The organism is Micromonospora sp. WMMD1274, from assembly GCF_049179035.1.
GTDB lineage: Bacteria > Actinomycetota > Actinomycetes > Mycobacteriales > Micromonosporaceae > Micromonospora > Micromonospora tulbaghiae.
This window is the reverse complement of record NZ_JBMHMG010000001.1, coordinates 4998504-5023519: the sequence shown is the minus strand read 5'-3', so window position 1 is coordinate 5023519 and position 25016 is coordinate 4998504. Positions and strand designations below refer to the sequence as shown.

General features: G+C 73.2%; 24 protein-coding genes. 8 read left to right on the top strand and 16 right to left on the bottom strand.

Annotated elements, in window-relative coordinates; all coding sequences use genetic code 11:
• Window positions 1-38: 38 nt before the first annotated feature.
• Both ACN27D_RS23895 and ACN27D_RS23890 read right to left on the bottom strand, forming a co-directional pair.
• Window positions 39-506, bottom strand: a complete 468-nt coding sequence (locus tag ACN27D_RS23895; protein ID WP_350814263.1) for a hypothetical protein — start codon at window positions 504-506, stop codon at window positions 39-41.
• A 114-nt stretch (window positions 507-620) separates the two neighbouring features.
• Window positions 621-1841, bottom strand: coding sequence for a S8 family peptidase (locus tag ACN27D_RS23890; RefSeq protein ID WP_421500032.1), 1221 nt, complete (start codon window positions 1839-1841; stop codon window positions 621-623).
• A gap of 180 nt (window positions 1842-2021) precedes the next feature.
• Here ACN27D_RS23890 and ACN27D_RS23885 point away from each other — a divergent pair, with 180 nt between their 5' ends.
• Together ACN27D_RS23885 and dtd are read left to right on the top strand one after the other, a co-directional pair.
• Window positions 2022-3506, top strand: a complete 1485-nt coding sequence (locus ACN27D_RS23885) for a DUF7059 domain-containing protein (protein WP_421500031.1) — start codon at window positions 2022-2024, stop codon at window positions 3504-3506.
• A complete protein-coding gene (dtd, locus tag ACN27D_RS23880) occupies window positions 3506-3928 on the top strand; it encodes a D-aminoacyl-tRNA deacylase (protein ID WP_013474500.1) in 423 nt (140 codons plus the stop codon). Before ACN27D_RS23885 ends, dtd begins: the two co-directional genes overlap by 1 nt.
• 6 nt (window positions 3929-3934) lie before the next feature.
• Here dtd and ACN27D_RS23875 read toward each other — a convergent pair whose 3' ends face one another.
• The gene (locus tag ACN27D_RS23875) at window positions 3935-4723 is read right to left on the bottom strand and encodes a sporulation protein (RefSeq protein WP_121684305.1); all 789 of its coding nucleotides are present in this window, start codon (window positions 4721-4723) and stop codon (window positions 3935-3937) included.
• Window positions 4724-4943: 220 nt separating this feature from the next.
• Between ACN27D_RS23875 and ACN27D_RS23870 the strand changes: the two genes are divergently transcribed.
• The 4 genes from ACN27D_RS23870 (at window position 4944) to ACN27D_RS23855 (ending at window position 7102) form a co-directional block, all read left to right on the top strand.
• A complete protein-coding gene (locus tag ACN27D_RS23870; RefSeq protein ID WP_421500030.1) occupies window positions 4944-5765 on the top strand; it encodes a sigma-70 family RNA polymerase sigma factor in 822 nt (273 codons plus the stop codon).
• A 109-nt stretch (window positions 5766-5874) separates the two neighbouring features.
• On the top strand, window positions 5875-6210 hold the full coding sequence (locus ACN27D_RS23865; protein ID WP_262013557.1) for an ArsR/SmtB family transcription factor: 336 nt from the start codon (window positions 5875-5877) through the stop codon (window positions 6208-6210).
• Window positions 6207-6698: an SRPBCC family protein gene (locus tag ACN27D_RS23860; RefSeq protein ID WP_120571036.1), complete on the top strand. Its 492-nt coding sequence runs from the start codon at window positions 6207-6209 to the stop codon at window positions 6696-6698. The genes ACN27D_RS23865 and ACN27D_RS23860 overlap by 4 nt, the downstream gene beginning before the upstream one ends.
• A complete protein-coding gene (locus tag ACN27D_RS23855; protein ID WP_421500029.1) occupies window positions 6695-7102 on the top strand; it encodes a VOC family protein in 408 nt (135 codons plus the stop codon). The genes ACN27D_RS23860 and ACN27D_RS23855 overlap by 4 nt, the downstream gene beginning before the upstream one ends.
• A 3-nt stretch (window positions 7103-7105) precedes the next feature.
• Here the strand turns inward: ACN27D_RS23855 and ACN27D_RS23850 are convergent, their stop codons facing one another.
• The 3 genes from ACN27D_RS23850 to ACN27D_RS23840 are packed head-to-tail and all read right to left on the bottom strand — an operon-like array spanning window position 7106 to window position 11773.
• Window positions 7106-9661 (bottom strand): bifunctional GNAT family N-acetyltransferase/acetate--CoA ligase family protein, encoded by a 2556-nt coding sequence (locus ACN27D_RS23850; RefSeq protein WP_120571038.1) that lies wholly within the window; start codon window positions 9659-9661, stop codon window positions 7106-7108.
• A 25-nt stretch (window positions 9662-9686) separates the two neighbouring features.
• Window positions 9687-10868: an acetoin utilization protein AcuC gene (locus ACN27D_RS23845; protein ID WP_252450635.1), complete on the bottom strand. Its 1182-nt coding sequence runs from the start codon at window positions 10866-10868 to the stop codon at window positions 9687-9689.
• A 47-nt stretch (window positions 10869-10915) separates the two neighbouring features.
• Window positions 10916-11773 carry a sulfurtransferase gene (locus ACN27D_RS23840; protein WP_121684296.1) on the bottom strand — a complete coding sequence of 286 codons (858 nt, stop codon included), beginning with the start codon at window positions 11771-11773 and terminating at the stop codon, window positions 10916-10918.
• A 97-nt stretch (window positions 11774-11870) separates the two neighbouring features.
• Here ACN27D_RS23840 and ACN27D_RS23835 point away from each other — a divergent pair, with 97 nt between their 5' ends.
• Window positions 11871-12557: a metal-dependent transcriptional regulator gene (locus ACN27D_RS23835; RefSeq protein WP_030274585.1), complete on the top strand. Its 687-nt coding sequence runs from the start codon at window positions 11871-11873 to the stop codon at window positions 12555-12557.
• Between the two features lie 149 nt (window positions 12558-12706).
• On the opposite strand, the gene ACN27D_RS23830 is transcribed toward ACN27D_RS23835, so the two are convergent.
• The 8 genes from ACN27D_RS23830 to nrdR all read right to left on the bottom strand — a co-directional run bounded on the left by ACN27D_RS23830 (window position 12707) and on the right by nrdR (window position 20391).
• Window positions 12707-13255 carry a hypothetical protein gene (locus tag ACN27D_RS23830; protein WP_120571040.1) on the bottom strand — a complete coding sequence of 183 codons (549 nt, stop codon included), beginning with the start codon at window positions 13253-13255 and terminating at the stop codon, window positions 12707-12709.
• Window positions 13256-13342: 87 nt separating this feature from the next.
• Window positions 13343-13576 carry a DUF5522 domain-containing protein gene (locus tag ACN27D_RS23825; RefSeq protein ID WP_071096262.1) on the bottom strand — a complete coding sequence of 78 codons (234 nt, stop codon included), beginning with the start codon at window positions 13574-13576 and terminating at the stop codon, window positions 13343-13345.
• A gap of 29 nt (window positions 13577-13605) precedes the next feature.
• The gene (locus tag ACN27D_RS23820) at window positions 13606-14010 is read right to left on the bottom strand and encodes an alpha/beta fold hydrolase (protein ID WP_421500028.1); all 405 of its coding nucleotides are present in this window, start codon (window positions 14008-14010) and stop codon (window positions 13606-13608) included.
• Window positions 14011-14022: 12 nt separating this feature from the next.
• Window positions 14023-15048: an alpha/beta fold hydrolase gene (locus ACN27D_RS23815; RefSeq protein WP_421500027.1), complete on the bottom strand. Its 1026-nt coding sequence runs from the start codon at window positions 15046-15048 to the stop codon at window positions 14023-14025.
• A 101-nt stretch (window positions 15049-15149) separates the two neighbouring features.
• Window positions 15150-15791 carry a class I SAM-dependent DNA methyltransferase gene (locus ACN27D_RS23810; protein ID WP_421500026.1) on the bottom strand — a complete coding sequence of 214 codons (642 nt, stop codon included), beginning with the start codon at window positions 15789-15791 and terminating at the stop codon, window positions 15150-15152.
• A 130-nt stretch (window positions 15792-15921) separates the two neighbouring features.
• The gene (locus ACN27D_RS23805) at window positions 15922-16857 is read right to left on the bottom strand and encodes a DUF2332 domain-containing protein (RefSeq protein WP_421500025.1); all 936 of its coding nucleotides are present in this window, start codon (window positions 16855-16857) and stop codon (window positions 15922-15924) included.
• Between the two features lie 100 nt (window positions 16858-16957).
• Entirely contained in the window at window positions 16958-19852 is a 2895-nt protein-coding gene (locus ACN27D_RS23800) for a vitamin B12-dependent ribonucleotide reductase (RefSeq protein ID WP_121684300.1), read from the bottom strand.
• A 38-nt stretch (window positions 19853-19890) separates the two neighbouring features.
• Entirely contained in the window at window positions 19891-20391 is a 501-nt protein-coding gene (gene nrdR / locus ACN27D_RS23795; RefSeq protein WP_013284751.1) for a transcriptional regulator NrdR, read from the bottom strand.
• A gap of 489 nt (window positions 20392-20880) precedes the next feature.
• Between nrdR and lexA the strand changes: the two genes are divergently transcribed.
• Window positions 20881-21663, top strand: coding sequence for a transcriptional repressor LexA (gene lexA / locus ACN27D_RS23790; RefSeq protein WP_358170305.1), 783 nt, complete (start codon window positions 20881-20883; stop codon window positions 21661-21663).
• A 56-nt stretch (window positions 21664-21719) separates the two neighbouring features.
• Here lexA and ACN27D_RS23785 read toward each other — a convergent pair whose 3' ends face one another.
• On the bottom strand, window positions 21720-23426 hold the full coding sequence (locus ACN27D_RS23785; protein WP_421500024.1) for a hypothetical protein: 1707 nt from the start codon (window positions 23424-23426) through the stop codon (window positions 21720-21722).
• Between the two features lie 50 nt (window positions 23427-23476).
• Window positions 23477-24940 (bottom strand): GTPase HflX, encoded by a 1464-nt coding sequence (gene hflX / locus ACN27D_RS23780; protein ID WP_421500023.1) that lies wholly within the window; start codon window positions 24938-24940, stop codon window positions 23477-23479.
• Between the last annotated feature and the right edge of the window lie 76 nt (window positions 24941-25016).

Genomic DNA, 25016 nt, shown 5'->3' with positions numbered 1-25016 from the left:
GCGTGGGGTCTTGTCAGCAGGAGGGGGACGAGAGTGGGCTAGTAGCGCGCGAGGATCTGCGCGACCGGGTGACCCAGAAGGTCGGCCGCGCGGGCCAGTTCGTCGGTGTCGAGTTCGTATCTCGCCCTGGTCGCGTTCAAGGCGCTCACCTCGAAGCGAGCGAAGCCGATCGGCTCCTCGTAATGCAAGGTGTTCAGCCCCACGACGGCACCGCAGCAGGGCACTGCCACGTCCAGGTGGTCGAAACTCGTGCCGTTGTCGCGGACCAGGTCGCCGAGCCAATCCATGCTGATGGTTCCGGCGCAGCGCGGGCACGTGATCCGCTCCGTGTACATGCCGGCGTCTATCAGGGTCACTCGGTCGTAGAAGGTCTGTTTCACCTCGTCGACCGCGTCACCGGGCCCGGAGAACAGGCTCGCCACGTAGGCGACGACCGCGGCTGCGGCTCGGGGATCCGGCTGCCAGTTCGGGTCCGTGGGCACCAGCCGGATGTAGTGATCGCTCACCGGGCTCAGTCTGCCCGATGAGCCACGGACGTCTCCGTGACGTGACGCGGCCCGGCGGACCCCTGCGAGGTCCACCGGGCCGCGGCCCACGGTGTGGTCAGGTCACCCGTGTCGTCAGTTGACGACGAAGAGCAGCCGGTTCGGCGAGCCCGAGCCCGGGCTGGTCACCTTGCCGGTGGTGGCGTTGCTGGTCAGGTAGCTGGCCACCTGAGCCGGGGTGTAGGAGGTGTTCGCGGACAGCACGAGCGCCGCCGCGCCGGCCACGTGCGGGGACGCCATCGAGGTGCCGCTGATCGTGTTGGTCGAGGTGTCGCTGGTGCGCCACGCCGAGGTGATCGACGAGCCCGGGGCGAAGATGTCCACGCAGGAGCCGTAGTTCGAGTAGGAGGCACGGGCGTCGGTGCTGGTGGTGGCGCCCACCGTGATCGCCGAGGCGACCCGGGCCGGCGACGAGTTGCACGCGTTGGCGCTGGAGTTGCCGGCCGCGAGCGCGTACGTGATGCCGGAGTTGATCGAGTTGGCCACCGCGTTGTCCAGCGTGGTGCTGGCGCCGCCGCCGAGGCTCATGTTGGCCACGGCCGGCTTCACCGCGTTCGAGGTGACCCAGTTGACGCCGCTGATCACGCCGGCGGTGGTGCCGCTGCCGGAGCAGTTGAGCACCTTGACGGCCACCAGGCGCACGCTCTTGGCCACGCCGTACTTGGTGCCGCCGACGGTGCCGGCGACGTGCGTGCCGTGGCCGTTGCAGTCGGTGTTGTTGGTGTCGACCGTGTTGGTGCCCCAGGTGGCCCGGCCGCCGAAGTCGCTGTGCGTGGTGCGGATGCCCGTGTCGATGATGTAGGCGCGCACGTTGCTGGCGGTGTTCGGGTAGGTGTAGGTGCTGTTCAGCGGCAGGTTGCGCTGGTCGATCCGGTCCAGGCCCCAGGTGGCGCCGGTCTGGGTGCCCTGGGTGGTCATGACGCGGTCCTGCTCGACGTACGCGACGGCCGGGTCGGCGGCGAGCCGGCGGGCCTGGGCGGGCGTCATCTTCGCGCTGTAGCCGGTGAGAGCGGAGCTCCACACCGTGCCGACGTTGCCGCCGTAGCGCTTGGCCAGGCCGGCGGCCCGGTCCGGCACGGCGGTACGGGCGGCGAGGGTGTTCGCGGTGCCGACCGCGTCGCCCTTGAGCACGACCACGTAGCTGCCGCTGACGGCGTCCGCGGCGCCGGCGTACCGGATCTCCCCGGTGGGCGCGGCGAGAGCGGGCGTGGAGGCGGCGGCGGCGAAGGCCGCGGCGGCGGCCGTGACGGCGAGCGCACGCAGCGCGCGCCGCCGGGGAAGGGACACGTCGGGCATCGTCTGGCTCCCTACCGGGCGGCCCGGTTCGTGGCCGGATCGCCCATCGACGGATGTTGGCAGGAATGCTAGCCAGAGATCGATAAACATGAAAGAGATAGCCGCCGATAGATGCGGTCGACGTTATGGATTCGGCGGGTGCCGCGCCACGCCGGACGGCGCCCGGGGCAGGATGAGCACGTGGACCGTCACGACATGCTGCTCTCCCCCGCCGGGGTCGACGCGCTGCGCACCGCGCTGACGCTCGCCCGCTTCACCGCCAACGGGATCGCCGACCGCCTGGGCCCGCAGGCCACCGGCGCGGTGGCCCGCAACGACTACCGGGCCGCGCTGCGCGCCACCGAGGACCGGGACCGGCTGGCCACGATGATCCGGGTGTTCATCTGCGACCAGACCGAGCCGGAGGCGGCGGTGACCGCCGCGCTGGCCCCGCTCGCGCTGGACGAGGCACTGGCCGGGGGCATCGTGGAGCGGCACGGCGACGGCCTGCGTGCCGGGGTCGACCTGGAGCCGTACGGGGACGAGTGGTGGGTGCTCGCCGACGTGCCGGCCGCCGCGCGCCCCGGGCGCCCGCTGCACGCCGAGCACGTGCTGGGCATCGGCGGCGCCACCCAGACGCTGATCTCGGCCGCGGTGCGCCCGACCGTGGACACCGCGCTCGACCTCGGCACCGGCTCCGGCGTCCAGGCGTTGCACCTGGGCACCCACGCCCGCCGGGTCACCGCCACCGACGTGTCCGAGCGGGCGCTGCGCTTCGCCGCGACCACCGCCTCGCTCAACGGGCAGGACTGGGAACTGCTGCGCGGCGACATGGTCGCCCCGGTGGCCGGGCGCCGCTTCGACCTGGTGGTCAGCAATCCCCCGTTCGTGGTCGGCCCGGGCACCACCACGCACGTCTACCGGGACTCCGGCCGGGTCGGCGACGCGATCGGCGCGGAGCTGGCCGCCGCCGCGCCGGACCTGCTCACCGAGGGCGGCACGATGCAGTACCTGGCGAACTGGGTGCACGTCACCGGCGAGGACTGGGCCGAGCGGGTCACCGGCTGGTTCGCCGGCACCGGCCTGGACGCGTGGGTGATCCAGCGCGAGGTGGCCGACCCGATGGCGTACGTGAACCTGTGGCTCACCGACGTCGGCGAGAGCGCCGACCCGCAGCGGATGGCGGCCTGGCTGGACTGGTTCGACGCGCACAAGGTGGAGGCGATCGGCTTCGGCATCGTCTCGCTGCGCCGCTCCGGCCACGACCAGCCGGTCGTCCGGGTGGAGGACCTGCGCCAGCGGGTCGAGCCGCCGCTGGGCGACCGGATCGGCGAGTGGTTCGCCCGGCAGGACTGGCTGCGCGCCCGGAACACCGAGGGCCTGCTCGCCGCCCGCTACCGCGCCGCCGAGGGCCTCCAGCTGCGGCAGGAGGCCACCATGGGCGACGACGGCTGGGCTGTCGACCGGCAGGTCCTGGCCATGCCGCGCGGGCTGCGCTGGTCGGAGGAGATCGACCCGCTGGTGCTCGCCCTGGTCGGCGGCGCCGACGGCCGGCTGCCGCTGCGCGACCAGCTCGCCCTGCTGGCCGCCGCGCACGACGTGGCACCGGACGAGCTGGCCGAGGCGGCCGGGCCGATCGTGGCGCACCTGGTCGAGCGCGGCATCGTCGAGCCGGTGACCGACTGATGCGGGCGGTGGTGCAGACCGTCGGCCGGGCCCGGGTGACAGTCGACGACGAGGTGACCGGTGAGATCGCCGACGGGCTGCTGGTGCTGCTCGGCGTCACCCACACCGACACCCCGCAGGTGGCCGCCACGATGGCCCGCAAGCTGCACGAGCTGCGGATCCTCGACGACGAGCGCAGCGCCGCCGACGTCGGGGCGCCGCTGCTCGTGGTCAGCCAGTTCACGCTCTACGGCGACGCCCGCAAGGGCCGGCGGCCGAGCTGGACCGCCGCCGCGCCGGCCGAGGTGGCCGAGCCCCTGGTGGACGCCGTGGTCGAACAGCTGCGCGCCCGGGGCGCGAAGGTGGAGACCGGCCGTTTCCGCGCCCACATGCTGGTGGAGAGCGTCAACGTCGGTCCCCGGACCCTCGTGCTCGACCTCTGAGGAGGATCAGAAGAACAGCCCGCGGCGGGACAGCGACTGACGCAGCCAGCCGTCGAGCTGGGCGGCCCAGTCCGTACGGTCCGCCGTCGCGTGGTCCACCGTGAACCGGCCGAACGCGTCGCGGCCCTCGGTGAACAGGCCACCCCGCTTGTCCAGCTCCAGCACCACGTGGACCTGCCGCGGATCGGTCACGAAGGTGACCTCCAGCTGGTTCATCGCGCCCGCGTACTGCGGCGCCGGGTAGAACTCGATCTCCTGGTAGAAGGGCAACTGCTGGTGCAGGCCGTAGATGTGTCCACGCTCGACGTCGGCGCGCGCGAAGCGGAAGCCCAGCCGTAGCAGCGCCTCCAGCAGCCGCTCGTGGGCGGGCAGCGGGTGCACCGCGACCGGGTCCAGGTCACCCTTGTCCATCGCCCGCGCCACCTCCAGCTCGGTACGCAGACCCATCGTCATGCCGTGCAGGTGCTGGCCGTACAGGTCGGTGAGCGGCGTCTCCCACGGCACCTGGAAGCGGAACGGCACGTCGTGACGCTGCCCCGGCTCCAGCCGGAACGGGCCGGTCATCTGGGCCCGGCCGAACTCCTGGTTGACGTCGTACTCCGAATCGGAGCTCTCCACCTCGACCCGCGTGACCAGACCGAGTGCGACGTAGCTCACGTCCACCGGGTGGTCGCCACCGACCACCTGGATCCGGCCCTCCAGAACGCCGCCCGGGCGGCAGTTCGGGTTGGCCAGCACCGTCTCCACCGACGGTCCGCCCACACCCATCGCCTGCATGAGCCGCTTGAAGACCACCACGTTCTCCGATCATCAGTGCCGGGCCGGCTCCGACGGCCGGTCGGTGGCACGGTAACCGCGCCGGGCAAGCGGATGCCGGATTCCCGCGAGGTTTCCTGTCGGTTCCCCGATCGCCTCACTCCCGTCTCACGCCCCGACCGCCAAGCTGTTTGTCATCGGCCACCACCGCGTGGGCGGCACGGGACCGGTAGGCACGTCGGACACGGGGAGAACAGAGATGACCCAGCAGATGATCGAGCACCAGGACATGGACGTCACCCTCACGGACCTCGACGCCACCGACGAGCGCGGCGTCTCCACCGACCTGGTCCGGGCGTACCTGAACGGCATCGGCCGCACCAAGCTGCTCACCGCGGCGCAGGAGGTCGAGCTGAGCAAGCGGATCGAGGCCGGCCTCTTCGCCGAGGAGAAGCTGGCCACCTGCACCCCCGTCTCCGCCGAGCTGCGCGCGGACCTGGCGCTGATCGCGGCCGAGGGCCGCGCCGCCAAGGACCACCTGCTGGAGGCGAACCTGCGGCTGGTGGTGAGCATCGCCAAGCGCTACACCGGTCGCGGCATGGCCTTCCTCGACCTCATCCAGGAAGGCAACCTCGGCCTCATCCGCGCCGTCGAGAAGTTCGACTACACCAAGGGCTACAAGTTCTCCACCTACGCCACCTGGTGGATCCGCCAGGCCATCACCCGCGCCATGGCCGACCAGGCCCGCACCATCCGCATCCCCGTGCACATGGTCGAGCAGGTCAACCGCATGGTCCGGGTGCGCCGCGAGCTGTCGGTGACGCTGGGCCGCGAGCCCACCGTGAGCGAGGTGGCCGTGGCGCTGGAGATCCCGGAGTTCCAGGTGATCGAGCTGATCTCCTACGACCGGGAGCCGGTCAGCCTGGACCAGGCCGTCGGCGAGGACGGCGAGAGCGCGCTGGACGAGGTGGGCCGCGAGTTCGGCCTGTCCCGGGAGCGGATCCGGCAGATCGAGAAGGTCACGCTGCTCAAGCTGCGCGACCCGGAGCGGGCGAACCGGCTGGAGGCGTACGCCTGCTGATCCACCCCTGCCCCGACAGGCCCCGGCGGTTCGCCGGGGCCTGTCGCGCTTGACCCGGGCGCTCCCGCCGTATAGAACCGACTGGTTACACAACCAGGAGGTTATGAACGTGCCCGCGGATCTGCTCGACGCCACATTCGCCGCGCTCGCCGACCCCACCCGGCGCGCCATCCTCACCCGGCTCGCCGCCGGTGAGGCCACAGTCACCGAGCTGGCCGAGCCGTTCGCGATGAGCCAGCCCGCCGTCTCCAAGCACCTCAAGGTGCTCGAACGCGCCGGCCTGGTCACCCGGGGCCGGGACGCCCAGCGCCGCCCCTGCCGGCTCGACGCCCGGCCGCTGCGGGAGGCCGTCGCGTGGCTGGCGGACTACCGCGACTACTGGGCGGAGAGCTACGCGCGGCTGGACGAGGTGCTCGCCGAGCTGACCGCCGGGGAGCAGCGGTGACCGGCCTGACCGTCACGCTGCACGGCGACCGGGAGATCCGGCTCAGCCGCGACTTCGCCGCCCCGCGCCACCTGGTGTTCGCCGCCTTCACCCGCCCCGAGCTGCTGGTCCGCTGGTGGGGCGCCCGTGGCTGGCACCTGGTCGAGTGCGAGGTGGACCTGCGGGTCGGCGGACGCTGGCGGTTCGTCTCCCGGGGACCGGACGGCGACCTGATGGCCCAGGGCGGCACGTACCGGGAGGTCGACCCGCCCGCGCGGCTGGTCTGCACCGAACTCTTCGACGGACAGTCCTATCCGGGCGAGACGCTGGTGCGTCACGACTTCACCGGTCCGGCGGACCGGACCACGGTCGTCACCCACCTGCGGTACGCCACCGCGCAGGGCCGCGACACCGTCCTGCGCTATCCGATGACCCGCGGCCTGAGCGAGGCGTTCGACCGCCTCGCGGCAGCGCTGCACAACGATTCGACGACAGGAGCGACAACGTGAACTGGACGCTGGAAGTGGTGGTCGTACCGGTCTCCGACCTGGACCGGGCCAAGGAGTTCTACGCGCGGCGGCTCGGCTTCGTCCTCGACAACGACACCGATCTGGGCGGCGCGGGGCGGATCGTCCAACTCACTCCCCCGGGCTCCGGGTGCTCGATCGTGCTCGGCCGGGGCCTCGTACCGGAGATGCCGCCGGGCTCCCTCAAGGGCCTGCAACTCGTCGTGCCCGACCTGGAGCGGGCGCACGCCGAGCTGGTCGAGCGGGGCGTCGAGGTGAGCGAGATCCAGGTGATGGGTCAGAACCCGCGCCCGGTGCCGCACCCGCTGGACAACGTCGGCTTCGTGTTCTTCCGCGACCCGGACGGCAACGAGTGGGCGGTGCAGCAGATCTCCGAGCGCGGCTGAGGTCTACAACCTCCGCGGGCCGGTGTCCGGACGGGCGGCCTCGGCGCCGGTGCGCACAGTGGCGTGCAGCACCGAGATGCCGTCCGGCCGGGCCAGCACCGGGTTGAGCGTGAGCGACCGCACCCGGGGCTGCTCGTCGGCGAGGCGGCCGACCCGCACCAGCAGGTCGACCAGGGCCGCCCGGTCCACCGGCGCGGCACCCCGGTGCCCGCGCAGCAGCGGCGCGGCCCGGGGCTCGTCGACCAGCTCGGCGGCGTCCCGGTCGGTCAGCGGGACCGCGCGCCAGGCCCGGTCACCGAGCAGCTCGGTCGCGACACCACCCAGCCCGAACCCGACCACCGGCCCGAACGCCGGATCCTCCACCAGCTCCACCACGCACGCCACGCCCGGCGCGACCATCGGCTGGACCAGCACCTCCGCGCCGAACACCGGGGCCATCTCGGCGTACGCGCGGCGCAGCGCGGCGGCGTCGGCCAGGTCGAGGCGTACCGCGCCCAGGTCGAGGCGGTGCCGCAGCCCCGGGGCGGCGGCCTTGAGCGCCACCGGCCAGCCGAGCCGCTCCCCCACCGCCGCCGCCTCCTCGGCCGAGCGGGCCGGCACCGAGTCCACCACGTCGATTCCGTACGCGCGCAGCAACGCCGCCGAGTCGGCGCCGTCCGGCCGCAGCGCGGCGTGCCCCGCCGTCCGGTCCACGTCGGCCAGCTCCGGCAGCACCCCGGCGGGCCGGCGCAGCCAGTCCGCGTACGCGGTCACCCGGCCCAGCGCGCGCACCGCCTCCTCCACGCTCGGGTACGCCGGCACCCCGGCCGGCACCAGCCCGGCCAGGAACGTCGCCACCACCGGCTTGCCGGTGACCCGCGCCTCGGGCAGCGCCGCCGCGAAGTCGGCCACCGGATCGGCGAGCTGCCCCGGCAGCGGCGGCGCGAACACCGCCACCACGGCGTCCACCCGTTCGTCGGCGACCGCCTCGCCGAGCGCGGCGGCGTACGCGGCGGCCCCGGCGCTCGGCCCGACGTCCCGCGGGTAGCCGTCGGCAACGGTCAGTCCCTGCGCCGCGCAGGCGGTAGCGGCCAGCCCGGTCAGCGCCGACGAGTTGCCCACCACCGCCACCCGACGCCCGGCCGGCAGCGGCTGGTGGGCCAGCAGCACGCCCACGTCGAGCAGTTCGGACACGGTGTCCACCCGGATCACCCCGGACTGGGCGAACAACGCGCTCACCGCCGCCGCGTCCAGCGCGGGCGCCTCCCCCACGCCCGGCGGCCGGGCCAGCGAGGCGAGCGCCACCACCGGCTTGCGGCGGCCGATGCGCCGCGCCAGCCGGGCGAACTTGCGCGGGTTGCCGAACGTCTCCAGGTAAAGCGTGATGACGTCGGTGGCCGGGTCGTCCTGCCAGTACTGGAGCAGGTCGTTGCCGGACACGTCGGCCCGGTTGCCGGCCGAGACGAAGCTGGACAGGCCGAGCCCGCGCCGGGACGCCTCGGCCAGCAGCGCCACCCCGAACGCGCCGGACTGGCTGAACACGCCGACCCGTCCCGCCGCGGGCAGCACCGGGGCGAGCGTGGCGTTGAGGCGTACCGCCGGGTCGGTGTTGGCGACGCCGAGACAGTTCGGGCCGACCACCCGCATGCCGGCCAGGTGCGCGGCGCGGACCAGCGCGCGCTGCGCCGCCGCGCCGGCCGGCCCGGACTCGGCGAACCCGGCCGAGATCACCACCAGGCCGTGCGCGCCCGCGCGGGCCGCGTCGCGGACCACGTCGGTCACCGCGTCCGGCGGGACCGCCACCACGGCCAGGTCGACGTCCTGGCCGGCGTCGGCCGCCGACGGGTACGCGGGCAGCCCCGCCACCGTCGCCGCGCTCGGGTGCACCGGCACGATCGCCCCGGCGAAGCCGCCGTCACGCAGGTGCCCGAGCAGCGCCGCGCCGACGCCCTGGCCGGTGGTGCTGGCGCCGTACACGGCGATGCCGCGCGGCGCGAGCAGCCGGGCGATCGACCGGGCCTCCGTGCGGTGCTCCCGGCCGCGCTGCACCTCGAGCGTCGCCTCGGTGGGCGCGATCGGGAAGCTCAGGTGCACCACGCCGTCGGCGTACTGGCGCTGGACCTGGTAGCCGAAGTCGGCGAAGACCCGCAGCATCGCCCCGTTGGCCGGGAGCACCTCGGCGACGAAGTGCACGATGCCGTTGCGTCCGGCCGCGTCGGCCAGATGTTCCAGCAGCACCGAGCCGATGCCCCGGCCCTGGTAGGCGTCCTCGACCACGAACGCCACCTCGGCCTCGGGCGAGGAGGGGCCGAGCCGCTCGTACCGGCCGACGGCGACGATCCGCTCGCCGGCGAGCACCACGAACGCCTCCCGGTCGCGGTGGTCGACGTTGACGAAGCGCTTCAGGTCGCGTTCCGGGATACGCGGGTACGGCGAGAAGTACCGCAGGTATCGGGTGCGCTCCGAGAAACGGCCGTGCATGGCCACGATCTCGGGCGCGTCCTCCGGACGGATCTGTCGCAGCTGGACGGTCGTGCCGTCGCTGAGCAGCACGTCCACCGGTTGTTCGACGGTGGTCACCGGTCGGTCCTCCCCTGCCGCCGGCTCAGTCGCGCGGGTCGTGCGGATCGAGCCCGAGCAGCGGGAAGACGGCCTTGCGGGTGGCCGCGACGGCCCGGTCCACCGCGTTCGGCTCACCGCTGGGCTGCCACGGCTGGTACGACGGGTCCACGTCGTCGGTCATCCGCAACGGCACGTCGTGCCCGGGTCGCCGCCGCGCGGCCAGCTCCCGCCAGCCGGGCGGGGTCAGCGTGGCCGGGTCGACCGGCTCGCCGGTGGCGATCGCGAGCAGGTGCGTCCAGGCCCGGGGCACCACCTCGACCAGCGCGTACCCGCCGCCGCCGGTGGCGACCCAGCGGCCGTCGCACAGCTCGTCGGCGAGCGCCCGCAGCGCGCGGTAGGTGGCCCGCTGCCCGTCCACCGAGAGGTGCAGGTCGGCCAGCGGGTCCTTGCGGTGCCCGTCGGCACCGCACTGGGTGACCAGCACCTGCGGCCGGAACGCGCGCAGCACCGACGGCACGATCGCGTGGAACGCCCGTTGCCAGCCGGCGTCGCCCACCCCCGGCGGCAGCGGCACGTTGACGGCGGTGCCCTCCGCGCCCGGGCCGCCGGTCTCGTCCGGGAACCCGGTGCCGGGGAACAGCGCGAGCGGCGTCTCGTGCAGGCTGACCGTGAGCACCCGCGGGTCCCGGTAGAAGATCTCCTGCACGCCGTCGCCGTGGTGCACGTCCACGTCCACGTACGCGATCCGTTCCGCGCCGAGGTCGAGCAGCCGCGCGATGGCCACGGCCGGGTCGTTGTAGACGCAGAACCCGGCGGCCCGGGCGGGCATCGCGTGGTGCAGCCCGCCGGCCACGCTCACCGCACGCCGGGCGTCGCCGCGCCACACCGCCTCGGCGGCGGCCGTCGTGGCGCCGGCGATCAGCGCGCTCGCCTCGTGCATCCCGTCGAAGACCGGATTGTCCGACGTGCCCAGACCGAAACCGGCGAACAGCGGGTCGCGCGGCGCGGACCGGACCGCGTCCAGGTAGGCCGGATCGTGCACGCGGGTGAGCAGCGCGTCGTCGGCCGGCTCGGGCTTGACCAGCCGCACGCCGGGCCGGTCCAGCACACCCAGCTCGCGGGCGAGCGCCATGGTCAGCTCGACCCGGACCGGGTCGAGGGGATGGTCGCCCATGTCGTAGGCGAGGAGACCCTCGTCCCACACCACCACCGTGTCGTCGGCCATGCGGCCATCGTCGCACGTGGCCCGGGACGCGCCCACCAGTCGTGCGCTCACCGGCCGGACGTGCCGCCGGTCGCGACCGGACGGTCCGGGTCGGCCACCCACTCGCTCCACGAGCCGACGTACAACGCGGCGTCCGGCCGACCGGCGAGGTGCAACGCGAGCACCGCCTGCGCGGCGGTCACCCCGGAGCCGCAGTACGCACCGACCGGCGCGTCCGCGTCCACCCCGGCGGCGGCGAACCGCTCCCGCAGCGCCTCGGCGCCCGGGAACCGGCCCTGCGTGACGTACTCCGGGGCGGGCAGGTTGACCGCGCCCGGCACGTGCCCGGCGACCGGGTCGACCGGCTCGTGCTCGCCCCGGTAGCGGGGCGCGGCCCGTACGTCGATCAACACGCCGGGCCCGGCGGCGGCGAGCCGGGCGGCAGCGGCGGCGTCGAGCACCGGCAACGCGCCGGGCGCCACGGTCACGTCGCCGGGCACCGGGGCGGGCACGCTCGTGTCGACCGGCAGGCCGGCGGCCGTCCAGGCCGGGAAGCCGCCGTGCAGCACCCGCACCTGCCGGTGCCCGGCCCAGCGCAGCGTCCACCAGGCGCGGGCGGCGGACATGCCGTCGCCCCCGTCGTACACCACGACGGGACGACCGGCGCGGACGCCCGCGGCCCGCAGCGCGGCCTGCAACGCCGCCGGGTCCGGAAGCGGGTGCCGGCCGGCGGCGCCGGGCGGCCCGCACAGCTCGGTGTCCAGGTCGACGAAGACGGCGCCGGGCAGGTGGCCGGCGGTGTAGTCGTCGCGTCCGGGCGGGCCGGTCAGCCGCCAGCGGACGTCGAGCAGGGTCGGCGGGTCGGCGTGATCGAGTTCGGCGGCGAGCCGGTCGGGCTCGACCAGCAGGTCTGCGGTGGCGGGCATGCGGCCCAGTCAACACCATTCGGCCCGCCACCTCCGGCTTCGCCTGCGTCGATGGTCGGTGGGAGCGGGTACCATCGGAGCCCAGGAGGCCGCAGACGTGAAGCACGACCTTGTTGACACCACCGAGATGTACCTGCGCACCATCCTCGAACTCGAGGAGGAGGGGGTGCCGCCGCTTCGTGCCCGCATCGCCGAGCGGCTGAAGCAGAGTGGTCCGACCGTCAGCCAGACCGTCGCCCGCATGGAGCGCGACGGCCTGCTCACCGTCGAGGGCGACCGGCACCTGACTCTCACGCCGCAGGGCCGCAACACCGCCGTGTCGGTGATGCGCAAGCACCGGCTGGCCGAGTTGCTGCTGGTGAACGTGATCGGGATGCCCTACGAGGAGGCCCACGAAGAGGCCTGCCGGTGGGAGCACGTGATGAGCGACGCGGTGGAGAAGCGGGTCTTCGACCTGCTCAACCGCCCGACCCGCTCGCCGTACGGCAACCCGATCCCGGGCCTGGCGGAGCTGGGCGACCCGGGCCAGACGCTTGCCGACGCCGTCGAGGGCGAGCGCAACCTGGCCTTCCCCGGCCTGTCCGGCCCGGTCGTGGTGCGGCGGATCTGCGAGAGCGTGCAGACCGACTCGGACGTGCTCCGGCAGCTGCACGCCGCCGGCGTCGACCCGGGCGCGACCGTGACTGTGGCGCAGGAACGCGACGCCGTCTCCATCGACCGCTCCGGCGACCGGGTACGCCTTCCCCGCGAGGTGGCGTCCCGGGTGTTCGTCGCGGCCCGCTGATCGCGTCCGGCAGCTCTGGCCTACGGTCGGAGCTGCCTGCGTGACCTCCGGTCGGAGCTTGCCGGCGTGGCCCGCGGTCAGAGCTGCTTGGCGACCTCCGGTCAAAGCTGCCTGGCGACCTTCGGTCAGAGCTGCTTGGCGACCTTCGGTCAGAGCTGCCGGGTGTCGATCACCTTGGCCAGCGTGACCAGCTTGCCGGCCGTCTTGTCCGCCTCCGCCTTCGCGGTGCCGGCCGGGGCGGTCCAGCGCAGGGTGGCGAGCCGCCCCTCGGTGGCCAGCCAGCCGACCTCGGCGGCCGGCCCGGACTTCGCGGTCTTGGGGAGCGTGCGCCGGTAGGCGGCCTTGCCCAGCTTGGTGATCTTCGCCGCGCCGCCCGGCTGCACGTCCAGGGCGAACGTGGCCGCGTCGATCGACGTCTCGGTCACCGACAGCGTCAGCTCCGGCAGCACCGCCCCGGCCGCCCGGACCACGCACGTGTGGGTGTCGCCCCGCTCGGTGGCCGCCGCCACGTCGAACGTGCCGCCGGTGTGCTCGGCGATCACCGCGAAGTCGAGCAGCCGGCACGCCCCGCCCGAGGACGCCGCCGCGACCGGCACCGGCGGAGGCGGGGCCGGCGGCCCGGACCGGGTCGGCCCCTCGTCGGCGCAGCCGGCGGCGAGCAGGACGGCCGGAACGGCCAGCCAGATACGTGCACGCACGGGAGACCTCCGCGGTCGGCGGCGGGTCCGACCCGCCGGAGTTCCGTCGGACACCGTACGGCGTGCCCCAGCGGGGACGGAAGCCCCCTAATCGGCCACGTACGGACAGTGCCGGCAGCCTCGCCCGCAGCACGTGCCACGCCGCGCCAGGAAGCCCGCGCTGAGCACGAACAGCCCCGTCTCCGGGTCCAGGTAGCCGGCCTCCCCGGCGGCCAGGGCGGCGGCGTGCGCGGCGAGGATGCGCTCCCGCCCCGGGTGGTCCGGCGACAGCCGCGACGGGTGCGGTTCGGTAAGGGGCCGTCCCGCCAGCTCGTCGCGCACCGCTGAAGTCTACGGACGCCCGGCCCGCCCTAGTTTCCGCCCGGGCCGCTCTCGGTCCCGAGGCGTTCCAGGTACGGCACGAACGCCTCGGGCCGCTCGAACAACGAACGGTGCCCGGCGCGCGGGATCACCAGATGGTCCTTGCGCGGCGCCTGGAGCTGCGCGTACCACTCGTCGAACAGGCGCAGCCGACCCGGCACCTCCTGCGCGCCGTCCACGAAGTACGCCGGCACCGCGAGCTGCCGCACGTCACGCCGGAAGTCGATCTCCTGCAACCGGGGGTAGAGGACGTCCCAGCCGTCCAGGAAACCGAACAGGTGCACCTTCTCCAGTGGGCTGTATTCGGAGACGCCGAGGTTGCCGACGGTCCCGGTCTCGTCCTCGCTCGCGCCTTCCCGGTCGACCGGGAAGGCCCCTGCCTCGTTGGTCAGCAACGGCTCGTACGCTCAGAGGTCGCGGTAGGGCGGCGGCCCCTGCGCGGTCATCCGGTCCGCGAGCGCCGTCCGGCCGGTGCGGCGGGCCCAGGCCACCGTGTCGGCGTACTGGCTGCGGTCGGCCTCGCGCAGGCTCACCACCTGCCCGACGCCCACGTACGCGGCGAACAGTTCCGGGTGCTGTCGCACGGCGAGCAGGCCGGCGATGGTGCCGCCGGAGTGCGCGACCAGGTGGATCCGATCCCGGCTCAGCCGTTCCCGCAGGTGCCGGGCCACCGCGACCAGGTCGTCCACCTCGTCGTCCAGGTGCCAGCCCGACGGGGCGCGGAACCCCGACCAGGAGCGTGGCCCGCCGGCGCGGTCCCAGACGGCCACCACGAATCGGCGCTCCAACTCGGGCAGGTGGCGACGGACCGCGCCGATCTCCGAGCCGCCGGGCGGACCGGGCACCACGAGCAGCACCGGAGCGCCGCGGTCCGTACCCCGGATCAGCAGGCCCAGCTCGCGCCCGGAGGAGTCGACGGTGTCGAAGCGGGCGATGCCGCCGGGGATCGGGTCGGTGCGGCCCGGCACGGCCGCGCCGACGGTGACGAGCGCGAGCAGCGCAGCCAGCAGGCCGACGCCGACCCGGCCCGCCCAGCGCGGCACCGGCCGGCGCGGCGGCACCGCGCCGAGGCGACGTGCCAGGCCGGCGCCGTAGGCGGCGCCGACCAGCAGCGGCAACAAGGTCAGCAGCCCGTGTACGCCCCGGCCGGCGAGCAGCGCCACGACACCGAAGCCGGACAGGTGCGGACGGTCGACGGTGGGCCCGCGCAGCCGCAGCCGGACCAGCTCGACAGCCACCGCGAAGATCACCGGCGCGACGAGCATCAACCAGCGGGACCGGCCCAGCCACCCGGCGGCCAGCCCGACGACGAGGCTCACCGCGACGGAGGCGAGTGCCGCACCCACCGTGCCGGGCCCACGCGGGGTCCACCAGCCGGCGACAGCGCCCCAGAGCAGGGGCAGCGTCGACGCGAGGAGCATCCGGGTGCGCATGCCGTCTCCCTCCGCCGAGATCGTCAACCCTAGCCAGAGCGGCCACTCTTCGCTGTCCCGTCCTCACGTGCGGTACAGATCGGGTCGGCTGTGGTGAATGTTTAGCCGGGCGGACGCTGCGCGAGCAGAAACGCCTGGGACTGCCGCTCCCTGCCGACCGGCGCGCGGACCGTCGTCGCCGACACCGCGAACCCGGCCGCGGTGAGCTGTGCGACCAGTCGATCCGGGGACAGCCAGTAGACGTCGAAGGCGACGGAGTGGCCGTATGCCTGCTCCCGTCGGTCGAGCCGGTCGCCGGCCTTCACCGCGAGCAGCAGGTGACCGTCCGGAGCGAGCACCCGGTGGAAACCGGCGAACACCTCGGGCAGCAGTTCCGGTGGCAGGTGGATCACCGAGTACCAGGACACCAGCCCGGCCAGTGATTCGTCCGGCACGGCCAGCTCGGTCAGCGAGCCGGCCTCGAAGCGCAGGTCCGGGTACGCGCGGCGGGCGACCCGCACCATGCCGGGCGACAGATCGACGCCGCTGATGTCGAGGCCGAGCCGGTGCAGGTGGGCGGTGACGCGACCGGTGCCGCAGCCCACCTCCAGCACGGGCCGCCCCGGCCCGACCGTCTCGGCGAACGCGGCCAGCAGGGCCCGGTCCAGCGGCGGCTCCACCACGTCGGGCAGCAGCCGCGCGTAGTCCTCGGCGACAGCGTCGTAGGCGGCACGCGTCTCGACCAGCCAGGCAGGTTCGGTCACGCCCGCCGACCCTAGTCACGCGTGTCCGCTCTCACCCGGCCCGCCCCTGTCTTCGTTGACCATGAAGTTGACGGCCGTCGCGTCGGCGTGTCGCGCCGTCAACTTCATGATCGCCGGGGGCAGGGGCGGGTCAGGTTAGCCAGGTGAGGGACTGGCCGTGGCCGGTCGTCCAGGCCACGGGACGGCCGTCCAGGGCCAGGACGTTGTGGAAGCCTTGGGCGGGCGGCTCGGGCAGGTCGGCGTGGGGCAGCACCGACGGGTCCTCGTTGGCTATCCAGTGGCCGGGCAGGGTCCGGACCAGCGCGGTGAACGCCTCCCGCCGTGGCGGCGGCACCTGGTACAGCACCGAGCTGTGGAACACCACGAGCGTCGCCCCGGCCGGAGCCTGCTCCGCCAGCGCCGGCAGGTCGTCGACCAGGTCACCGCGTACCAGCAGCGGCGGATCGGCCGCCGCGACCGCAGCCGCCGCGCGCAGCCGCTCCCGGCGGTGCCGGTGCTCCGGCCAGATCAACGCCTCCAGCCAGGCCACGTCCGCCGGATCGGTGACGTCGAGCGGGTTCACGTCGAGCCCGGCCCGCCACACCACCTCCGGGCGCCGCCGCGGCGGATCGGTGCCGGTCAGGTCACAGTCGAGCACCGGCTCGCCCTCGCCGACCTGCCGGTCGCCGTAGCGGTAGGCGTACCGGTCCGGGTAGAGGCACAGCCCGGCGGACGCGCCGACCTCCAGCAACGCCAGCGGCTGCGGCAACGCGGCGAGCACCGGCAGCAGCACCGCGCAGCGTCCCGCCTCGTTCGTCTGCGTCGCCCGCACCCGCATCTGCGCCGCGACGTCCGGCCAGTGCGCGATCACGTACGCGCGGAACGCCGCCGGGTCGTCCACCGGCCCGCCGCGCAGCCGCACCACCCCGAACAGCAGGTTCGGCTGACGCTTGGCCGGTGGCAGCGTGTCGAGCAGGGCGAGCAGCTCCGCGTCACCGGCGACCGCCCGCGACAACCGCTCGTACGCCGGGGACACGCCGCGCGTCTCACGCTCGGCGAAGACCCGATAGATGTCTGCCGTGCTCATCCCCCGAGCATTCCAGCTCGCGTACACGATGGGGTGTGACAGTGGGCACGCGCGAGCGCGGCAGGGAACTCCCTGCCGCGCTCGCGTCTTCGGTCGTGCGTCAGCTGCAGCCGCTGGTGGAGCCGCAGCCCTCGCAGACGTAGCAGCTACCGGCGGGCCGCATCTTCGTGCCACAGGTGAAGCAGAGCGGCGCGTCGGCGGCCTTGCCGATCACGGCCTCCAGCAGCTCGGTGCTGGAACCCACCGACGGCGCGGGCTTGACGGCCGCGGCGTCGGCCATCTCCTGCGCCGGCTGCGCGATCGGGCCGGTCTTCGGCTCGGGCGCCTCGACCGGGGCGGAGGCGGCCATCGCGGTGAGGTCCGCACCGCTCGCCTCCGCCTCCGCCTCGGCCCGGAGCTGGGCGGCCCGCTCCTTGGCGGTGAAGATGCCCAGCTCGGCGCGGCGGTCGTACGGCAGGAAGTCCAGCGCCAGGCGACGGAAGATGTAGTCCATCACCGAGGCGGCCATCCGCACGTCCGGGTCGTCGGTCATGCCGGCCGGCTCGAAGCGCATGTTGGTGAACTTGCTGACGTACGTCTCCAGCGGGACGCCGTACTGGAGACCGATGGAGATGGCCACCGAGAAGGCGTCCATCACACCGGCCAGGGTCGAGCCCTGCTTCGACATCTTGAGGAAGACCTCGCCGAGGCCGTCGTCCGGGTAGGACGAGGCGGTGAGGTAGCCCTCCGCGCCGCCGACCGAGAAGGAGACCGTCTGCGACGGGCGCTTCTTCGGCAGCCGCTTGCGCACCGGGCGGTACTCGACGACCTTCTCCACGACCTTCTCGACCTCGGCGGCCGGGGCCTGCGTCTCGGCGGTGGCCTTGTTCGGCTTGGCGGCCGACAGCGGCTGGCCGACCTTGCAGTTGTCCCGGTAGATCGCCAGCGCCTTGAGGCCGAGCTTCCAGCCCTCGAAGTAGATCTTCTCGACGTCCTCGACGGTGGCCTGCTCCGGCATGTTCACCGTCTTGGAGATGGCACCGGAGATGAACGGCTGGACGGCCGCCATCATCCGCACGTGACCCATCGGCGCGATCGAGCGCTCGCCCATGGCGCAGTCGAAGACCGGGTAGTGCTCCGGCTTCAGGCCCGGGGCGTCCACCACGTGGCCGTGGTCGGCGATGTGCTCGACGATCGCCTCGACCTGCTCCTCGGGGTAGCCGAGGCTGCGCAGGGCGCGCGGCACGGTCTGGTTGACGATCTGCATCGAGCCGCCGCCGACCAGCTTCTTGAACTTCACCAGTGCCAGGTCCGGCTCGACACCGGTGGTGTCGCAGTCCATCATCAGGCCGATGGTGCCGGTCGGGGCGAGCACGCTGGCCTGCGAGTTGCGCCAGCCGAACTTGTCACCGAGCTTGTTGCCCAGCGTCCACTGCTTGGTGGCCTCGCGCTGCACGGCGGTGGCCACGGTGCCGGTCGCCTTGATCGCGTCGTTGGCTGCGGCGTGCTTGCGCATGACCCGCTTGTGCGGCTCGGCGTTGCGCGCGTAGCCGTCGTACGGGCCGACGATGCCGGCCAGCTCGGCGGAACGGCGGTAGGCGGTGCCGGTCATCAGCGAGGTGATCGCGGCGGACACCTCCCGGCCCTGCTCCGAGTCGTACGGCAGGCCGGAGGCCATCAGCAGCGCGCCCAGGTTGGCGTACCCGATGCCGAGCTGCCGGTAGGCGCGGGTGGTCTCACCGATCTTCTCGGTCGGGAAGTCGGCGAAGCAGATCGAGATGTCCATCGCGGTGATGACGAACTCGACCGACTTGACGAACTTCTCCACCTCGAAGCCACCGTCGGCGCGGAGGAACTTCATCAGGTTCAGCGACGCCAGGTTGCACGAGGAGTTGTCCAGGTGCAGGTACTCCGAGCACGGGTTCGACGCGGTGATCCGCCCGGTCTCCGGGCAGGTGTGCCAGTCGTTGATGGTGTCGTCGTACTGCAGGCCCGGGTCGGCGCACTCCCACGCGGCCTGGGAGATGGTGCGGAACAGCTTCTTCGCGTCGATCGTCTCGATGGTCTGCCCGTCGAGCCGGCCGCGCAGGTCGAAGCCGCCGCCGTTCTCCACGGCGGTCATGAACTCGTCCGAGACGCGGACCGAGTTGTTGGCGTTCTGGTACTGCACGCTGACGATGTCGGCGCCGCCCAGGTCCATGTCGAACCCGGCGTCGCGCAGCGCGCGGATCTTGTCCTCCTCGCGCGCCTTGGTCGCCACGAACTCCTCGATGTCCGGGTGGTCCACGTCGAGGATGACCATCTTGGCCGCACGCCGGGTGGCGCCACCGGACTTGATGGTGCCGGCGGAGGCGTCCGCGCCGCGCATGAAGCTGACCGGGCCGGAGGCGGTACCGCCGGAGGAGAGCAGCTCCTTCGAGGAACGGATCCGGGACAGGTTGACCCCCGCGCCCGAGCCGCCCTGGAAGATCCGGCCCTCCTCCTTGTACCAGTCGAGGATGGAGTCCATCGAGTCGTCGACCGACAGGATGAAGCAGGCGCTGACCTGCTGCGGCGACGGCGTGCCGACGTTGAACCACACCGGCGAGTTGAAGCTGAACACCTGGTGCAGCAGCATCCAGGTCAGTTCGTGCGCGAACACCTCGGCGTCGGCCGGGGTGGCGAAGTAGCCGTACTCCTCACCGGCGGTGCGGTAGGTCTCGACCACCCGGTCGATCAGCTGCCGCAGCGACCACTCCCGCTCCGGGGTCCCCACCGCGCCCCGGAAGTACTTGGTGGTCACGATGTTCGCCGCGTTCACCGACCAGGACTCGGGGAACTCCACCCCGCGCTGCTCGAAGTTGATCGAGCCGTCCCGCCAGTTCGTCATGACGACGTCGCGGCGCTCCCAGGCGACCTCGTCGTAGGGATGCACCCCCTCGGTCGTCCAGACGCGCTCGATCTTCAGCCCCGCCCCGGCCTTGTTCCGTGACTTGCTGGTCGTCACGCCCTCGCCCCCCTCGTCGGCAACGGTCACCCACCGCGCCTCGTGTACCTGTCAGAAACCCGAAAATGTCAGCTGATCGCGCCGGCGGCGTCCGCCGCACCGGCACCGGCGCCCTCCCGGGCGCGCGCGGCGGCCCGCAGCGTCTCGATCTCGCGCTCGAAGTCGGCGAGCGAGTCGAAGGACCGGTAGACGCTGGCGAACCGCATGTAGGCCACCTCGTCGAGGTCACGCAACGGGCCGAGGATGGCCAGGCCCACCTCGTGGCTGGGGATCTCGGCCGCCCCCTTGGCCCGTACGGTCTCCTCGACCTTCTGTGCCAGCAGCGCGATCGAGTCGTCGTCGACCGGCCGCCCCTGGCACGCCTTGCGCACCCCACCGATGATCTTCGTGCGGCTGAACGGCTCGGTCACCCCGCTGCGCTTGACCACCGCGAGCACCGCCTCCTCGACGGTGGTGAACCGCTTGCCGCACTCCGGGCACGACCGTCGCCGCCGGATGAGCTGGCCGTCGTCGGCCTCCCGCGAGTCGACCACCCGGGAGTCGGCGTGCCGGCAGTACGGACACCGCATTCGCCCGACCTCCTCCGTCGATCGCGGGCACACCTACCGGCTCCCGGGCACGCGTCGACACGGCGGGGCCATCGTCCGATGACCGTCGCCGAGTGCGCGGTGCGGGAGTGCGTTCGGTAGTTGAACCCAACCTGTAGGCAACTTACGCCCGTGTGACTACTACATCTAGGGGTCGACCGTATGCCGAACCCCAAGCGAGGTCAAGTTGGCGGGCGTGTCCGGCGCGTCATCAGGATCACGCCCGGCACGACGCCACCGAGGAGCCCAACGGACGGCCTCCCGTGCTAGTCACGGGCGGCCGGGATAGAACACCCGTTCGAGCGGCGTACTCTTCTATCAGAACACCAGTTCGGAAATCCAGGAATTCGGCGCGACACGCCGACAGCAGGTCGTACAGATGTTTGAAAATGGCCGATCTCACCTATACGGTCAGACCACACGCACCACGAGCCGACGAGGCACCCCAGCGCCGACCAGGGAGGGACGGACGTGACCGAGGACCGGGCCAGCCGGCAGAAGAACCCGCAGCCGAACGACGGGGCGGGTCCTCCGGCGACCCGTCGCCCCCGCACCGCCCGCAGCCGCACCGCCCCCGCGGCGGTGCGTCCGGTCACCCCGGTGGTGAGCAGCTTCCCCGACCCGGCGACGGTCGACCTGACCGCCCGGCAGCGGCGGATCCTGGAGTTCATCCGCAACTGGGTCGAGCGCCACGGCTACCCGCCGAGCGTGCGCGAGATCGGCGAGGCGGTCGGGCTGGTGTCCCCGTCCAGCGTCGCCTACCAGCTCAAGGAACTGGAGAAGAAGGGCTTCCTGCGCCGCGACCCGAACCGTCCGCGCGCCGTCGACGTCCGCGCGCCGGGCGAGGCGGACGAAGAGGCGGCCCGCGCGCAGCGGCCCGCCCCGGCGTACGTGCCGATGCTGGGTCGCATCGCCGCCGGTGGGCCGATCCTGGCCGAGCAGGCGGTGGAGGACATCTTCCCCCTCCCCCGCGAGCTGGTCGGCGAGGGCGAGGTCTTCATGCTCCAGGTCAAGGGTGACTCGATGCTCGACGCGGCGATCTGCGACGGCGACTGGGTGGTCGTCCGGCAGCAGCCGAACGCCGAGGTCGGTGACATCGTGGCCGCCATGCTCGACGGCGAGGCGACGGTGAAGACCTACCGGCGGCGCGACGGGCACGTCTGGCTGATGCCGCAGAACCCGGCCTTCGACCCGATCCCCGGCGACGACGCCACCATCATGGGCCGTGTGGTGGCGGTGCTGCGCCGCATCTGAGCGACAGCGACGACGAAGGGGTGACCGGTGGCCGGTCACCCCTTCGTCGTGTCGTCTCAGTAGCGGTCGCCGCGGTACTCCCGGCCACCGCCGGACACCGGGCCGTACTGGCCACGGCCGTCGTAGCCGTCGTCGCGGCGCCCGCCCCGCGGCTCCTGACCGCGGCGCGGCGGCTCGGCCCGGCCGCCGTCCCCCCGCGGCCCGCCGCCGTTCGGCTGCCCGCGGTGTCCGGCCCCGCCCGGGCCACCGCCGTAGCCGCCACCAGGGCCGCCGCGGCCCTGGCCGCCGCCACCCGGGCCGCCACGACCGGGGCCACCCTGGCCCGCGCCGCCGCCCGGTCCACCCTGGCCTCCGCCGCCGTAGACGCCGCCGCCACCCGGCGGACGGGCTCCGCCCGGAGGACGGCCACCGCCCTGACCACGGCCACCGTCCTGCGGGCCGCCGCCGTACACGCCGCCGCCCGGCCGGCCACCACCGTAGACACCGCCGGACGCCGGGCGGTCGCCGTTGGCCGCGCCGCCGTACACGCCGCCCTGGCCGCCGCCGTAGACACCGCCGCGCGGCGCGGCCGGCCGCTCGCCCGACGGGAAGCCGTTGTTCACCGGGAACTCGCCGCTGCGCTCGGGCTCGTCGGCCGGCGCCCGGGGCGCCGGCTTGCGCCGCGCCCGCAGGATGCCGAACACACCCGCGCCGACCAGGAGCGCGCCGAGCACCCCGACGGCCGCGATCAGGTACGTGATCTCGTCGAGCGAGAGCCCTTCGAGCCACGACTTCTGGGCGGCCGGTTTGGTGTCGGCCTTGCCGCCGTTCGGCAGCGCCTCGGCGCCGGTGGTCGACGGGGTGTAGGTGAGGATGTCGATCGGGTCCGACTCGTCGAGCGTGCCGCCGTCGGAGACGGTGACGAACAGCTTGCCGTCCGGCGTGTAGGAGATCGCCTCGCCGAACGGGTCGGCGAGCGGCGTGACCCGGGGCTTGCCGGTGGTGAGCGCCTTGACGATGTCGCCGCCGGCCACGTCGAACTCGAACGCGTCGGCGTACGTGCGCAGCACGACCTTGCTGCCGTCGGGCGAGCGGGCCGCGCCGGTGACGAGCGCCCGCCCGGGCGAGCCGAGCTTGTTCTCGGTGCTGGTCTTCGGGAGCGTGACCTCGCCGACCTTCTTCATCGGGATCGCCTCGGTGTCGCCGCTCGTCTTCAGCTTCACCGTCGGGGTGTAGATCTCCGACTTGCCGGAGAGCTCCTTCGTGATCACCAGCGGCATGTTGTCGTCGCCGACGAGCAGGGCCTCCGCGTCGTGCGGCTCCTTGCCCGGGTAGCTGAGCCGGTGCAGCACCGGCTGCTTCGAGCCGCTCAGCGGCATCGTCCAGACCGCGACCCGCTCCCGGCGGGTCTTCTTCTCCACGTTGTCGCCGGTGTCGGCGATCCAGAGCGTCTTGCGGTCCGGGCTGAGCGCCAGGTCCTCGGTGTCGAGCGGCCCGTCACCGGAGTAACGGACCTCCCTGTCGACCTTGCACTTGGTGTCCAGATAGAAGACCCGCTTGCGGCTGGGGTCGTCCGAGCCGTCGTTGATCACGACGTACCCGCTGCTGGTGGCCACCAGGCCGGACAGCTCGCGGAGCCGGTCGTCCTCGACCGTGCACTTCTTCTTGGGAGCCGCGGCCAGCACGGGGGCCGCGGCGGGAGCCGCCGGGGCCGGCCCGGCCGGCGCCACGACCGCGCCGACCAGGCCGAGCGCGAGCGTGACCGAGGAGACAACGTGCCGCATGACGCTCAGTGTCGCACGGCACGGGTTTCCGGCGGGTGACGCCGGACGGCTCACCGCCCGGCGCCCACCCGCTCGTCGCTGGTCAGCCGGTCACCCGCCCGGTACGGCGCGAGCTCCGCGGCCAGCCCCTCGTTGACCCGCACGTGCACCAGCGTGCCCTCGGGCAGGTGCGCGGTGCTGAGCACCTCACCCTGCCGGTGCACCCGGGCGACCAGGTCGCCCCGGTCGTACGGGAGCACCGCGCGCACCTCGACGGCCGGCCGGGGCAGCCGCCGCTCGACGGCCTCGCGCATGTCGTCGATCCCGCGCCCGCTGTGGGCGGAGACGAAGACCGCGTCCGGCCAGAGCCGCTTGAGCCGCAGCATCGTCTCCTCGTCGGTGGCGTCGGTCTTGTTCACCACCAGTAGTTCCGGCAGCCGGTCGGCGCCCACCTCGGCGAGCACCTCGCGCACCGCCCGGACCTGCTCCTCCGGATCCGGGTGCGTGCCGTCGACCACGTGCACGACCAGGTCGGCGTCGGCGACCTCCTCCAGCGTCGAGCGGAACGCCTCGACGATCTGGTGCGGCAGGTGCCGGACGAACCCGACCGTGTCGGACAGCGTGTAGAGCCGTCCGTCGGACGTGGTGGCCCGGCGGGTGGTCGGGTCCAGCGTGGCGAACAGCGCGTTCTCCACCAGCACGCCCGCACCGGTCAGGCGGTTGAGCAGGCTGGACTTGCCGGCGTTGGTGTAGCCGGCGATGGCCACCGCGGGCACCGCGTTACGGGTACGCCGGGCGCGCTTGGTCTGGCGTACCGTCGCCATGCTCTTGATCTCGCGGCGCAGCCGCGCGATGCGGTGGCGGATGCGCCGCCGGTCGGTCTCCAGCTTGGTCTCACCGGGACCACGCAGACCCACGCCGCCGCCGGCGCCCCCGCCGCGGCCGCTACCACCGGTCTGCCGGGACAGCGTCTCGCCCCAGCCGCGCAGGCGCGGCAGCAGGTATTCGAGCTGGGCCAGCTCGACCTGCGCCTTGCCCTCCTTGCTCTTGGCGTGCTGGGCGAAGATGTCGAGGATCAGGGCGGTCCGGTCGACCACCTTGACCTTGGTGCGCTGCTCCAGGTTGCGCAGCTGCGACGGCGACAGCTCACCGTCGCAGATGATCGTGTCGGCGCCGGTCGACAGCACCACCGCGCCCAGGTCGTCGACCTTGCCCCGGCCGATGTACGTGGCCGGGTCGGGCCGGTGGCGACGCTGGATCAGCCCTTCGAGCACCTGCGAGCCGGCCGTCTCGGCCAGCGCAGCCAGCTCGGTGAGGCTGTTGTCGGCGTCGGTCTGAGTGCCCTCGGTCCAGACCCCCACGAGGACGACCCGCTCCAGCCGGAGCTGGCGGTATTCGACCTCGGTGATGTCGGTGAGTTCGGTGGAGAGGCCGGGGACCCGCCGCAGCGCCTGCCGCTCCGACAGCTCGTACTCGCCGGTGGTGGCGTCGAGCTCGTCGTCCTCGTAGGGATGGAAGGTCTCCTGCTCGCGCAAACTGCGTCTCCTGTCCGTTATGTGCAACGCCGAGAATTTTCGGCGCGTGACAGCAATCCTGACATGTGACAACGCC

Bases quoted from the DNA above. Each gene is read 5' to 3' on its own strand.
- nrdR (WP_013284751.1), bottom strand. From the start codon at position 20,391: ATGCGGTGTCCGTACTGCCGGCACGCCGACTCCCGGGTGGTCGACTCG.
- ACN27D_RS23870 (WP_421500030.1), top strand. From the start codon at position 4,944: ATGACCCAGCAGATGATCGAGCACCAGGACATGGACGTCACCCTCACG.
- ACN27D_RS23890 (WP_421500032.1), bottom strand. From the start codon at position 1,841: ATGCCCGACGTGTCCCTTCCCCGGCGGCGCGCGCTGCGTGCGCTCGCC.
- ACN27D_RS23785 (WP_421500024.1), bottom strand. From the start codon at position 23,426: ATGCGGCACGTTGTCTCCTCGGTCACGCTCGCGCTCGGCCTGGTCGGC.
- dtd (WP_013474500.1), top strand. From the start codon at position 3,506: ATGCGGGCGGTGGTGCAGACCGTCGGCCGGGCCCGGGTGACAGTCGAC.
- ACN27D_RS23840 (WP_121684296.1), bottom strand. From the start codon at position 11,773: ATGCCCGCCACCGCAGACCTGCTGGTCGAGCCCGACCGGCTCGCCGCC.
- ACN27D_RS23805 (WP_421500025.1), bottom strand. From the start codon at position 16,857: ATGAGCACGGCAGACATCTATCGGGTCTTCGCCGAGCGTGAGACGCGC.
- ACN27D_RS23815 (WP_421500027.1), bottom strand. From the start codon at position 15,048: ATGCGCACCCGGATGCTCCTCGCGTCGACGCTGCCCCTGCTCTGGGGC.
- ACN27D_RS23845 (WP_252450635.1), bottom strand. From the start codon at position 10,868: ATGGCCGACGACACGGTGGTGGTGTGGGACGAGGGTCTCCTCGCCTAC.